The sequence below is a fragment of the Nonomuraea ceibae genome, assembly GCF_019396325.1.
Taxonomy (GTDB): domain Bacteria; phylum Actinomycetota; class Actinomycetes; order Streptosporangiales; family Streptosporangiaceae; genus Nonomuraea; species Nonomuraea ceibae.
Window position 1 is genome coordinate 24,463 of record NZ_JAHKRO010000033.1, and the last position, 12,381, is coordinate 36,843.

The window sequence follows — 12,381 nt, forward strand, 5'->3', positions numbered from 1 at the left end:
GTTGGCCGAGCCGCAGGTCATCGTCGTCGGCGCGGGCCCGGTCGGGCAGAGCGCGGCGCTGCTGCTGGCCCGCTGGGGCGTGCCGGTGCTCGTGCTCGACCAGCGCGAGCGGCGCGACGCCACCGGGTCGAGGTCCATCTGCCAGCAGCGTGACGTGCTCGACATCTGGGCCGCCGCGGGCGCCGGGCGCATCGCCGAGGAGGGACTGGCGTGGACCACCGCCCGCACCTACTACCGGGGCGAGGAGCTGTTCTCCTGGACGTTCGGCGGCCAGGGCCCGCTGCCGCCGTGCGTGAACATCTCCCAGGCCCGCACCGAGGAGATCCTCGACGAGGCCATCGCCGCGCAGCCGCTGATCGAGGTGCGCTGGGGCCACCGGGTGACCGGGATCGAGCAGGACAGTGGCGGCGTCACCGTGCGGTGCGGCGAGCGCGTCCTGCGCGCCCCGTACGCGGTCGTGTGCGCGGGGGCGCGGGCGCAGGAGCTGCGGCGGGCGCTCGGCGTCACGTTCGAGGGGGAGACGTTCGACGACCAGTTCCTCATCTGCGACATCCGGGCCGACCTGCCGGGCTGGGAGCACGAGCGCCGCTTCCACTTCGACCCCGAGTGGAACCCGGGTCGGCAGGTGCTCGTCCATCCGTGCCCGGGGTCGTCGTACCGGATCGACTGGCAGATCCCGCCGGACCACGTTCCGTCCGCGGAGGAGGTGGACAGGCGGATCCGGCAGGTGATCGGCGGGCGCGACCACGAGCTGCTGTGGCAGTCGACCTACCGCTTCCACGCGCGGGTGGCCTCCCGGATGCGGGCCGGGCGGGTGCTGCTCGCGGGCGACTGCGCGCACCTGGTGGCGCCGTTCGGGGCGCGCGGCCTCAACTCGGGCGTGCCCGACGCCGAGAACGCGGCCTGGAAGCTGGCCTTCGTCCTCCACGGGTGGGCGCCGGAGGAACTGCTGGAGAGCTACCACGCCGAGCGGCACGCGGCGGCGCTGGAGAACCTGGAGGTGACCGGCGCCACCATGCGCTTCCTGGCGCCCCGCACTGAGGAGGAGCGGGCCCGGCGGCGCGCGGCGCTCGCCAGCGGGCGGCCCGAGCAGGTCGACTCCGGCCGGTTCGCCGAGCCGTTCTGGTACGTGGACTCGCCGCTCACCACGCCCGAGCCCACCCGTCCGTTCCGGGGCCGGCCACCCAGGGGATCGCCGTGCGAGCCCGCGCCGGGAGTGATCGTGCCGGACGTGCCGCTGCCCGGGGGACGCCTGCGCGAGCACTGCCGCGATGGATTCCTGGTACTCCTGGGTGAAATGTGCGATTCGGGTTTGTTTGCCCAGGTCTTGGGCAAGGTCACCTTGGCGCCGCTCGCCGTACGCGAGCTCGCGGAGATGGACGGGACCGGCACGCTCGCTGAGAGGCTCGGCGCTGGACCTGGCGAAGCATGGCTGATCAGGCCGGATGCCCACATCGCCGCGATCATCCCCCACGCGGGGCCCGAGACGGTGGCGGACGCCGTGAGACGCGCGTCGCGTCTCGCGTACCAATGAGCCTTTGGGAGGAGATCTCGGGTGGTTGGCCGTAGTTCGTTTCTGATCGTCGCGAACCGGTTGCCGGTGGACCGGACCGTCGACCCGGACGGAACGGCCTCGTGGCGCAGAAGCCCCGGCGGGCTGGTCACCGCCATCGCGCCGGTCATGCAGCGCCGCCACGGCGCCTGGCTCGGCTGGCACGGCGCGGCCGACGAGGAGCTGGAACCCTTCGAGCAGGACGGCATGAGCCTGATCCCGGTGCCGCTGTCGGCCGAGGAGGTCGAGCTCTACTACGAGGGCTTCTCCAACGCCACGCTCTGGCCGCTCTACCACGACGTGGTCGCGCCGCCGATCTTCGAGCGGCCCATGTGGGAGACCTACCGCGCCGTCAACGAGCGCTTCGCCGCCGCCGCGGCCGAGGCAGCCGAGGAGGGCGCCGTCGTCTGGGTGCAGGACTACCAGCTCCAGCTCGTGCCCGCCATGCTGCGCAAGCTCCGGCCCGACCTGCGCATCGGGTTCTTCCTGCACATCCCGTTCCCGCCGGTCGAGCTGTTCTGGCGGCTGCCGTGGCGCAGGGAGCTCGTCGAAGGGCTGCTCGGCGCCGACCTGGTCGGCTTCCAACTGCCCGGCGGCGCCTCCAACTTCCGCCGCCTGTGCCGCCGGCTGCTCGGCGTCCCGTACAAGGGGAACGAGATCTTCCTGGAGGACCGGGTCGTCACCACGCAGGCGTTCCCGATCTCCGTCGACTTCGGCGAGCTTGACTCCCTCGTCCGCGAGCCGAACATCATCTCCCGGGCCAAGGAGATCAGGGCCGAGCTGGGCGACCCCGAGCACGTGCTGCTGGGCGTGGACCGGCTCGACTACACCAAGGGCATCGGCCAGCGCCTGGAGGCGTTCGGCGAGCTGCTCAAGGACGGCCGCATCGCCCCCGGCGAGGCGACGTTCGTGCAGATCGCCACCCCGAGCCGCGAACGGGTCGAGGAGTACAGGCGGCTGCGCGACGACATCGAGCTGCAGGTGGGCCGGATCAACGGGGAGAACGCGGTCTTCGGCGGCCAGCCGATCCAGTACTTCCACCAGTCCTACGGCAAGCAGGAGCTGGCCGCGCTCTACCTGGCCGCCGACGTCATGGTGGTCACGCCGCTGCGCGACGGGATGAACCTGGTGGCCAAGGAGTACGTCGCCTGCCACCACGACCTGAGCGGCGCGCTGGTGCTCAGCGAGTTCGCCGGGGCGGCCGACGAGCTGCGCCAGTCCTACCTGGTCAACCCGTACGACGTCGAGGACGTCAAGCGCCAGATGCTGGCCGCGATGCGGGCCACGCCGCACGAGCTGGCCCGGCGCATGCGCACGATGCGCCGCCGGGTCGCCACCTACGACGTGGACCGCTGGGCCAGCGAGTTTCTCACAGCTTTGGAGACGCCTGCTTCAGAGCCCGCCACGAGTCATAGCGCTTCTTGGCGGTCCGGTTGACCACGATCTGCGCCACCGACATGCCCACGCCCATCACGACCGCGTAGCCGATCGCCTCACCCATGTTGACCTCGGGCGAGTCGGGATCGACAGGAGGCTCCTTGCCCGTCGCCTTGACCCAGGCGTAGCCGAGGAGCTTCCTGGCCGCCCACGCGGTCACCAGCCCCACCAGACCGCCGACCACCCGCCAGGCGACATCGGGCTTGTCATCAGCCATCCGACCTTCTCCCTTCCCCTTTGTAACGAACACTAGTCTCTACCGCTTCTGCGCCCGCCAAGCCGTACCATAAGGAGGCATGACTCAGCAGCGACTACGCCATGCCCTCATGCCCGAGAAACCGACTCTCGACGGCTTGGAGCAGGTATGGGTAGCCCGCTGGGACGAGCAGGGCACCTACCGCTTCGACCGCACGAGCCCGCGTGAGCGGGTCTACGCGATCGACACGCCGCCGCCCACCGTCTCCGGCTCGCTGCACGTCGGTCACGTCTTCTCCTACACCCACGCCGACATCATGGCCCGTCACCAGCGCATGCTGGGCAAGTCGGTGTTCTACCCCATCGGCTGGGACGACAACGGCCTGCCGACCGAACGGCGGGTGCAGAACGTCTACGGCGTGCGCTGCGACCCGTCCCTGCCCTACGACCCCGGCTTCACTCCGCCGGACAAGCCGGGCAAGCGGGAGATCTCCATCTCGCGGCGCAACTTCGTGGAGCTGTGCCACAAGCTGACCGAGATCGACGAGCAGGCGTTCGAGGAGGTGTGGCGGCGCGTCGGCCTGTCGGTCGACTGGTCGCTGCTCTACACCACGATCGGCGACGACTCGCGGCGCGTGTCGCAGCGGGCGTTCCTGCGCAACCTGGCGCGCGGCGAGGCCTACCTGGCCGAGGCGCCCACCCTGTGGGACGTCAGCTACCGCACCGCCGTCGCCCAGGCCGAGCTGGAGGACCGGGAGTGGCCCGGCGCCTTCCACCGGATCTCCTTCTACGGCGAGAAGGGCCCGGTCTGGATCGAGACGACCCGGCCCGAGCTGATCCCCGCCTGCGTGGCGCTGGTCGCCCACCCCGACGACGAGCGCTACCAGCCGCTGTTCGGCACGTCGGCGCTGTCGCCGCTGTTCGGCGTCGAGGTGCCGATCCTGGCCCACCACCTGGCCGAGCCGGACAAGGGCTCCGGCATCGCGATGATCTGCACGTTCGGCGACATCACCGACGTGACCTGGTGGCGCGAGCTCAACCTGGAGACCCGCCCGGTCATCGGCTGGGACGGCCGGCTGCTGCCCGAGCCCCCGGAGGGCGTCGAGCCCGGCCCGTACAAGGAGCTGGCCGGCAAGACCGTCCACAGCGCCCGCGAGCGGATCGTGGAGCTGCTGCGCGAGTCCGGCGACCTCGACGGCGACCCGCGCCCGGTGCAGCGCACGGTGAAGTTCTACGAGCGCGGCGACAAGCCGCTGGAGATCGTCACCACCCGGCAGTGGTACATCCGCAACGGCGGGCGCGACGAGGCGCTGCGCGAGCGGCTGCTGGAGCGCGGGCGCGAGCTGGAGTGGCACCCGCCGCACATGCGGGTCCGCTACGACAACTGGGTGCAGGGCCTGTCCGGCGACTGGCTGATCTCCCGGCAGCGCTTCTTCGGCGTGCCGTTCCCGGTGTGGTACCGGCTCGACGAGGCCGGGCAGCCGGTCTACGACGAGCCGATCACGCCGCCCGAGGAGTCGCTGCCGATCGACCCGTCGTCCGACACCCCGCCGGGCTACACCGAGGACCAGCGCGGCGTGCCCGGCGGGTTCATGGCCGACCCCGACGTGATGGACACCTGGGCCACCTCGTCGCTCACGCCGCAGATCGCGGGCCGCTGGGAGACCGACGACGACCTGTTCCGGCGGGTCTTCCCGGCCGACCTGCGCCCGCAGTCGCACGAGATCATCCGCACCTGGCTGTTCGCCACCGTGGTCCGCTCCCACCTGGAGTTCGGCAGCACGCCGTGGAGCGACGTGGCGATCTCCGGCTGGATCCTCGACCCCGACCGTAAGAAGATGTCCAAGTCCAAGGGCAACGTGGTCACCCCGATGGACCTGCTGGAGCAGCACGGCTCCGACGCGGTCCGCTACTGGGCGGCGGGCGGCCGCTACGGCGTCGACACCGCGTTCGACGCCGGGCAGCTCAAGATCGGCCGGCGGCTGGCCATCAAGATCCTCAACGCGTCCAAGTTCGTGCTCGGGCTCGGCGAGGGCGGCGGCGAGATCACCGAGCCGCTCGACCTGTCGATGCTCGCCGCCCTGTCCGCCACCGTCCGCGAGGCCACCGAGGCGTTCACCGCCTACGAGCACACGCGGGCGCTGGAGGCCGTCGAGCGGTTCTTCTGGACGTTCTGCGACGACTACCTGGAGCTGGTCAAGGCCAGGGCGTACGAGGAAGGCGCGGCGGCGGCGTCGGCGCACGAGGCGCTGCGGCAGGCGCTCGACGTGCTGCTGCGGCTGTTCGCGCCGTTCCTGCCGTTCGTCACCGAGGAGGTGTGGTCGTGGTGGCGTGACGGCTCGGTCCACCGGGCCGCCTGGCCCGAGGCGGGGCAGCCGGGCGGCGACCCCGCCGTGCTGGAGGCCGCCTCCCAGGTGCTGCGCCAGGTCCGCAAGGCCAAGTCCGAGGCCAAGGCGTCGATGCGGGCCGAGGTGTCCCGGCTCACCGTCACCTCGCCGCAGGCCGCCCTCATCCGGCTCGCCCAGGACGACCTGTGCGGGGCGGGCGCGGTCGAGGAGTTCGTCCTGGAGCAGGGTGAGAGCCACACCGTCGAGGTCCTGCTCGGCTCCCCGGCCGTAGCCGCCGTCCCGTAGTCGCTGTTCAGTAGTCGCACACGCCCGTCGGGAAGATCTGCTCCAGGCGGGCGCGTTCGGCCGCCGAGGGCGTCCACGCGCCGTAGAGGCCGCGGGCGATCGCCCTCGACACCGGCTGGAGCCGGCACGCGTAGACGCCGCCCTCGATCGGCCCGCCCGCCACCACGCGGGAGGTCGAGTAGAGCGGGAACGCCTTCGTGCACGCCCCCGGCTCCCGCCGGTCCAGGACGCCGTCCCACACGTGCGGCCCGGCCGCGATCTGCGTGCCGTCCACGGCGAAGCAGCGGTCCACCGCCCCGGCGGGCCTGTTGCCCGTCACGCCGCGCCACGGCCGCTCCCGGATCGCGGTCAGCCACTCCTCCATCACGGCCAGCGCCTCGGGCGTCGCGTCGGAGCGCGGCTCGGGCCGGGCGTCGGTGAACCAGATGACCTGGTTGCCCGCCCGGCCGTCGTGGTCCAGCATGCGCTTGCGCGTGGCGAACGACTGGTGGGCGTTGTGCATGTTCAGCCGCTCCTCCAGGTACGGCCGCCAGTCGATCACCGGGATGTCGATGTCGCCGCCGAACACCAGGCCGCTGCGCAGCACGTTCCTGACCGCCACCGGGTCGGGCGCGCGGCGCGGCGCCGGGTCGCCCAGGTTCATGTTGCGCGCGCTCCACAGGTCGACGTCGCCGGGGCAGGCCGGCGGGGTGAACGGGCACCCCTCCTGCACCATGTCGGCCTGCTCCTTCCACGAGCCCGCCTTCGCGTTCACGTCCAGGAACTCCGCGGGCGTGATCACGCCGTCCGTGAGCGCCTTCAGCCCGTACTGGACGCCCACGTTGCCCCACGCCGAGCGGGCGTACCCGGCGGCGTCCACCCCGTACACCTTGCGCAGGTCGTCCCAGTGCGTCCACTGGACGCTCTCCTTGACGCCCGGCGGGTCCGTCCGCTCCCATTCCGGAGCGTCGTCGTCGGTCCACCGCGGGTTCATGGCCAGCGGGGTCAGGCCGCGCCAGCCGGTCACGCACTCGTCCGAGCCGGGCTTGCCGGTGAACGGGTTCACCACCGTGTCGCTCGCGTTCATGCCGATGAGCGCGGTGCGGTCCTCCCAGCGGGCCCAGCGCGGGTTGCCGTCCATGTACCGTTCGAGCAGCTCGCAGTCGCCCACGTGGATGGTCTGGGTGACCATGTCCGGATAGGAATACTGGGCGATGGCCGCGTCGATGATCCGGTTCCCGTGGTTCTGCCCGTAGATGTACTGCTGGATGCCGCCGCCCGAGCCGCCCACGCCCACCGTGTACAGCGGCACCCCGTACGTCTCGACGAAGCGCTCCTTGACCATGAGCGCCGTCTCGCCGCCCAGGATCAGGTTGTAGTGGGTCGAGGTGCGGGTGCCCGACGAGTGCAGGATCGCGTACCCCTTGCCCAGCCCGTACGGGTCCAGCGCCCCGGAGCCGAGCGTGCCCTGGTCGTGGCCGATCGCCACGCCGCCGTCGAACTGGTAGACCGCCCGGCCGGTGTAGCCGTCCTCCAGCGCCGCGATCGAGTAGACGAACCGGTTGATCACGCCGCGCTCGCGCCGCACCACGAAGTCGACCGTCCGGCCGTCCAGCGTCGTGGTCGTCGCCAGGTCCGCCGGGCGGCCCTGCGGCGGCATCGGCTTGAACGCGCCGCCAGTCGAGCGGTAGAGGCGGTCGGTGACCGGGGGCGCGAAGCAGTCGCGGCTCCAGCCGCCCGCCACCCCCATGCCCTGACCGTCCCGGTTGTCCGCCACGGGCGGGCCGAGCCCGCTCCGCTCCGTCTTGCACACGAACGGGTACTGGTGCTCGCCGGAGAAGATCGGGCCGGAGATCGGGTGGTTGCGCACCCGCAGCGAGTCACGGTGCCGGCCCGCGTACGCGGTGATCGTGCCCGTCCCGGCCGCCAGCCCCGTCACCAGGCCCGTGTACGTGCGCCCGCCCGGGTCGGCCCGGAAGGCCGCGCTGACGTCGGCGCCGTCACGCAGCACCCGCGGCCGCTCGCCGCGCGGCACCCGTACCCGGACCAGGGCGTCACCGCCGCTGACCTGGTCGGCCCGGCTGGAGAGCACCTCGACCGAGACCCCGCCCCCGCCCGCCTGCGCCGGGGAGGCCGGGACCGCCGTGAGCCCCAGGACGACCGCGAGCGTGATCGCGCCCGCCTTCACGACCCCGCCCGCCCTCATGACCCGGACCGGCCGCACGACCCCGACTGGATTCATGACCATGACGGTGACACGGCGGTCCCGCCTTGCCCAGGCCCGAACTTTTAACCGCGCGCATCCTCGGCTCCGGCGTGCCAGTCTTGAAACGTGCTGACCGACCGACCCACCAAACTCGTGCCCCCCGTGCTCGCCCGCATGGCCGCGTGGTGCCTGTGCCTGGTCCTCGTCGGCGTGGTCGTCTACTTCTTCGTCCAGGTGATCGCCCGGCTCAGCTTCGTGGCGCTGCCCGTCGCGATCGCGCTGCTGCTGACCGCGCTGCTCTTCCCGCTGACCCGCAGCCTGCGCGAGGCCGGGCTGCGGCCCATCTGGGCCACCTGGCTCACCATGCTCGCCGCGCTGGCCGTGCTGGTGGGCACCGGCTGGCTGGTCGGCGTGCGCGCCACCGAGGAATTCCCCAACCTGGTCAAGCAGGTCGAGGCCACCGTCGCCGACGTGCAGCAGTGGCTCACCACCGGGCCGCTGCACCTGGAGCAGGCGCAGATCAGCGCGTACGTCGCCGAAGTCGTCAAGATGATCAACGCCCAGCGCGACGCCATCACCGGCACCGTGCTGTCCGCCGGGGCGGTGGCCGTCGAGGTGCTCGCCTCCATCGTGCTGCTGCTGTTCGTGACGTTCTTCCTGCTCAAGGACGGCGAGCGGATCTGGTCGTGGTTCCTCAAGGGGTTCGGCGGGATGTCGCCGCGCGTCGACCGGGCCGGGCGGGCCGCGTGGACCACGCTGTCGCACTACGTGCAGGGCAGCGTCCTGGTGGCCGCCGTGCACGGCGTCGTCATGGGCATCGTGCTGGCCGGCATGGGGGTGCCGCTGTGGGCGCCGCTGGCCGTGCTCATCTTCTTCGCCAGCTTCATCCCGATCGTCGGCATCTTCTTCGCCGGCACCGTCGCCACCCTGGTCACGCTGGGCGCCAAGGGCATCGTCTACGCGCTCATCTTCGTCGGCATCCTGGTCATCGAGCAGCAGCTGGAGAACCACGTGCTGCAGCCGCTGATCGTCGGCCGGGCGCTGCGGTTCCACCCGCTGGCGATCATTCTCGTGCTGTCCGTGGGCGGCATCCTGGCGGGCATCGCGGGCGCGGTCGTCGCGGTGCCGATCGCGGCGGTCATCTACCGCGCGCTGCCCGAGCTGCGCTCCGACCCGCCCTCGCTGCCGCCCCCGCCCCGCCCGGCGGGCGACGCCGGGACAGGCCCGCCGGACGGACCGCAGGACGGGCCCACGGACGGGACCACGGATGATCCCCCGGAACAGGGACGTTCCCCCGCCGCGACCCGGGCCGGTGCCGACACGGAGTAGCCTCGTCACCCGTGACCCGTTCCACCGTTACCACCCCGCCGCCCGGCGCCGAGCCGCCCAAGGCGCACCCCGGCGCGCCCGGCCCCGGCGCCGCCCTCGGCTCCCACTACAGCCGCTGCTTCGGCTGCGGCGCCGACCACCCCACCGGCCTGCACATCAACGCCGTCACCCCGGACGGCAACACCGTCGAGGCCGAGTTCACCGTGGGGGAGGCGCACCAGGGCGCGCCCCGGCTCGCGCACGGCGGCGTGCTCGCCGCCGCCATGGACGAGGTCATCGGAATGTCCGTCTGGCTGTTCCACAAGCCCTATGTCACGGGACGGCTGGAGACCGACTACCTCCTCCCCGTTCCTGTGGGCACGACACTCCACCTGCGTGCCTGGTGCAACGGGATCTCGGGCCGCAAGGCGTACCTTGAGGCGGAGGGGCGCATGGGCGCCCCCGACGGCCCGGTCGCCGTCCGCGCGGCGGCGCTGTTCATCGAGGTGGACATGGCGCACTTCGCCGAGCACGGCGACCTCGCGGCCATCGCCGCCGAGCACCAGGACTACGAGGTGAACCCGTGACCGAGGTGGAGGTCCTCATCCAGCGCCTCGACCCCGGGCTGCCGGTGCCCCGCTACGCCCACCCCGGCGACGCGGGCGCCGACCTCTACTCCGCCGAGGACGCCGAGCTGCTGCCGGGGGAGCGGGCCGTCATCCGCACCGGCGTGGCGATTGCGCTGCCCGACGGCTACGCGGCCTTCGTCCACCCCCGCTCCGGCCTGGCCGCCAGGCACGGCATCACGATGGTGAACGCGCCCGGCACGGTCGACGCCGGCTACCGGGGTGAGGTCAAGGTCACGCTGATCAACACCGACGCGAAGGAGCCGTTCCGGCTGCGCCGCGGCGACCGGCTGGCCCAGCTCGTCTTCCAGCGGGTGGAGCGGGCGGCCTTCCGCGAGGTGGAGAGCCTGCCGGAGTCCGCTCGGGGCGCCGGCGGGCACGGTTCGACCGGACGCTGAAAGACACTGACAAGATCAGGGAGAGTGAGACAACGTGTTGCGACGTCGCCGTCGTGAGCAGCCGGAGCAGGTGGCGGAGGAGACCGCCGCCGTCCCTGCGCGCGAATCCGGCCCGTGGGACGCCGACGAGCCCCACCCCGACCATGACCGCACCGACCTGGGCGGGCTGCGCCTGCCCCACAACCCGGCCTTCGACGTCCGGCTGGCCTCCGTGGGGGACCAGCACGTCGGCGTGGTCGCGCTGTGGGAGGAGAGCTCGCTGCAGCTCCAGGCGCTGGCCGCGCCGAAGAGCTCGGGCCTGTGGGACGAGATCAGGACCAAGATCAAGGCGAGCGCCCCGGCGCTGGAGGAGCGCGAGGGCCCGTTCGGCCCCGAGCTGGCCGGGCAGATCCCCGTCGAGGGCGGCAGCCGCCCGGCCCGCTACCTGGGCATCGACGGCCCCCGCTGGTTCCTGCTCGCCGTGATCAACGGCCGCGCCGCGGTCGACGACACGGTGGCGGAGGCGTTCGTCGAGTTCGTCAAGGACGTCGTGGTCGTCCGCGGCGACGAGCCGATGGCCCGCGAGGAATCGATCCCGCTGCGCCGCCCCAACGAGCAGCCGGTCGCCGAGCAGCCCGAGGCCCAGCAGCAGAACCCGTTCAAACGCGGCCCCGAAATCAGCGAGATACGCTGACGCGTCCTTATCACATAGGCTGAACCATCATGAGTACGGCAGAGCCTCCGAAACGCGGAGGATTGCGGGCCTTCTTCAGCAGGCTGGCCACGAGCCGGTCCGAGCTGGAGGCACAGGAGCTTCGTGAGGGCGCCGACGAGGCAGGCGCCACGCCCATCGCCTCGTGTGGCGGCCGACGCCGGTTCTGCGTAGCCGGTACGCTACGGACGGTCACCCTGCGTCCGCGAGGCGGCGCCCCCGCCCTGGAGGCCGAGCTGTACGACGGCTCCGACGTGATCGACCTGGTGTGGCTCGGCCGCCGCAAGATCGCGGGGATCGAGCCGGGCCGGCCGGTCAAGGCCGAAGGGCTGGTCAGCATGCAGGACGGCCGCAAGGTGATGTTCAATCCGCGATACGAGCTGCGCCCAGGGAGTTGATCAGGTGAGTGCTGAGGCCGGAGAAGCCGCCCACGACACCGTCGAGGCGGCGGTGCGAGCCCAGCTCGCCAAGGCGTTCGGCGGCGTGCGCGGCATCATCGAGGCGGCGGTGCCGACGATCGCCTTCACGCTGACCTGGATCACGACCGAGCAGCTCCGGCTGTCGCTGATCGTCAGCATCACGCTGGCGGTGGCGCTGCTGCTGGTGCGGCTCGTGCAGCGGTCCACGCCGCAGTTCGTGATCAACAGTCTCATCGGCATCGCGATCGGCGCGTTCTTCGCCAGCCGCACCGGTGACGCGAAGGACTACTTCCTGCCCGGCATCCTGTGGAACGCCGCCTACTCGGTCGGGATGCTGGTCTCGATCGTCGCCCGGTGGCCGGTCGTCGGCTTCCTCATCGGGTCGGTCACCAACGACCCGGTGGGGTGGCACAAGGACCCCGGCATCGTGAAGCTCTGCACCCGGCTCACCTGGCTGCTCATGATCCCGTGCGTGGTGCGGGTGGCCGTGCAGCTTCCGGTCTACCTGTTCGGCGGCGGCGACCCGGCGGTGGCGGCGCTCGGCTTCGCGAAGATCGTCATGGGCTGGCCGTTGCAGGTGGCGGCGCTGGCCGCGATGGTGTGGGTGCTCGGCCGCGGCCGCACCCCGCTCAACCCGCCCGCCCCGGCCTGACCCCTTCCGCCCGGCGAACCCGTCTCTCGAACGAGAGGCGGGTTCCGCCATTCCCGGGCTTCTCCGGGCCCGGGCCGGAGAAACCGGGGCCGGAGTGGTGGGGGCCGGAGGCGGGCGGGGGCCGAAGGGGGCCGCCCTCGTCGATCGCCAGGTGGACGAGCCCCACCTGGTTGGCGGCCACGCCCGCGAGGTGGCCGATCCGGCGGCGCAGCCCGGTGGACTCCGTCAGCCGCTGCCGTCCGGCCCGGTCGATCCCGTCGCCGCCCTCCGTGGGCGCCGTCATGG

The 12,381-nt window shown here is 72.1% G+C and carries 12 protein-coding genes; 9 read left to right on the plus strand and 3 right to left on the minus strand.

Translation table 11 applies throughout. The annotated features are described in order from the left end of the window. Position 1 precedes the first annotated feature (1 nt). The gene (locus tag KME80_RS21565; RefSeq protein ID WP_219507745.1) at positions 2–1,534 is read left to right on the plus strand and encodes an FAD-dependent monooxygenase; all 1,533 of its coding nucleotides are present in this window, start codon (positions 2–4) and stop codon (positions 1,532–1,534) included. Positions 1,535–1,555: 21 nt separating this feature from the next. Further along, the gene (locus KME80_RS21570; protein WP_219507746.1) at positions 1,556–2,989 is read left to right on the plus strand and encodes an alpha,alpha-trehalose-phosphate synthase (UDP-forming); all 1,434 of its coding nucleotides are present in this window, start codon (positions 1,556–1,558) and stop codon (positions 2,987–2,989) included. Here KME80_RS21570 and KME80_RS21575 read toward each other — a convergent pair. Next, the gene (locus KME80_RS21575) at positions 2,922–3,206 is read right to left on the minus strand and encodes a DUF4235 domain-containing protein (protein WP_219507747.1); all 285 of its coding nucleotides are present in this window, start codon (positions 3,204–3,206) and stop codon (positions 2,922–2,924) included. The genes KME80_RS21570 and KME80_RS21575 overlap by 68 nt on opposite strands. Before the next feature lie 109 nt (positions 3,207–3,315). On the opposite strand from KME80_RS21575, the gene valS reads away from it, so the two are divergent. Continuing rightward, positions 3,316–5,817, plus strand: coding sequence for a valine--tRNA ligase (gene valS, locus KME80_RS21580; protein WP_219507748.1), 2,502 nt, complete (start codon positions 3,316–3,318; stop codon positions 5,815–5,817). A gap of 7 nt (positions 5,818–5,824) precedes the next feature. Here the strand turns inward: valS and KME80_RS21585 are convergent, their stop codons facing one another. Next, positions 5,825–8,038, minus strand: coding sequence for a DUF6351 family protein (locus KME80_RS21585; protein ID WP_219507749.1), 2,214 nt, complete (start codon positions 8,036–8,038; stop codon positions 5,825–5,827). 90 nt (positions 8,039–8,128) lie between these two features. Here KME80_RS21585 and KME80_RS21590 point away from each other — a divergent pair, with 90 nt between their 5' ends. From KME80_RS21590 to KME80_RS21615, 6 genes are read left to right on the plus strand one after another with little or no spacing between them, the layout of a single operon-like run. Beyond that, a complete protein-coding gene (locus KME80_RS21590) occupies positions 8,129–9,331 on the plus strand; it encodes an AI-2E family transporter (protein WP_219507751.1) in 1,203 nt (400 codons plus the stop codon). Between the two features lie 11 nt (positions 9,332–9,342). Further along, positions 9,343–9,897, plus strand: coding sequence for a PaaI family thioesterase (locus tag KME80_RS21595; RefSeq protein ID WP_219507752.1), 555 nt, complete (start codon positions 9,343–9,345; stop codon positions 9,895–9,897). After that, positions 9,894–10,334 (plus strand): dUTP diphosphatase, encoded by a 441-nt coding sequence (dut, locus tag KME80_RS21600; protein WP_219507754.1) that lies wholly within the window; start codon positions 9,894–9,896, stop codon positions 10,332–10,334. Before KME80_RS21595 ends, dut begins: the two co-directional genes overlap by 4 nt. Positions 10,335–10,368: 34 nt before the next feature. Continuing rightward, entirely contained in the window at positions 10,369–11,007 is a 639-nt protein-coding gene (locus KME80_RS21605; RefSeq protein WP_308125868.1) for a DUF3710 domain-containing protein, read from the plus strand. A gap of 29 nt (positions 11,008–11,036) precedes the next feature. Further along, the gene (locus KME80_RS21610) at positions 11,037–11,423 is read left to right on the plus strand and encodes an OB-fold nucleic acid binding domain-containing protein (protein WP_049570465.1); all 387 of its coding nucleotides are present in this window, start codon (positions 11,037–11,039) and stop codon (positions 11,421–11,423) included. Positions 11,424–11,427: 4 nt separating this feature from the next. After that, positions 11,428–12,096 (plus strand): DUF3159 domain-containing protein, encoded by a 669-nt coding sequence (locus KME80_RS21615; protein ID WP_308125869.1) that lies wholly within the window; start codon positions 11,428–11,430, stop codon positions 12,094–12,096. Here the strand turns inward: KME80_RS21615 and KME80_RS21620 are convergent. Beyond that, on the minus strand, positions 12,074–12,379 hold the full coding sequence (locus KME80_RS21620; RefSeq protein WP_219507756.1) for a hypothetical protein: 306 nt from the start codon (positions 12,377–12,379) through the stop codon (positions 12,074–12,076). The genes KME80_RS21615 and KME80_RS21620 overlap by 23 nt on opposite strands. Positions 12,380–12,381: the final 2 nt, after the last annotated feature.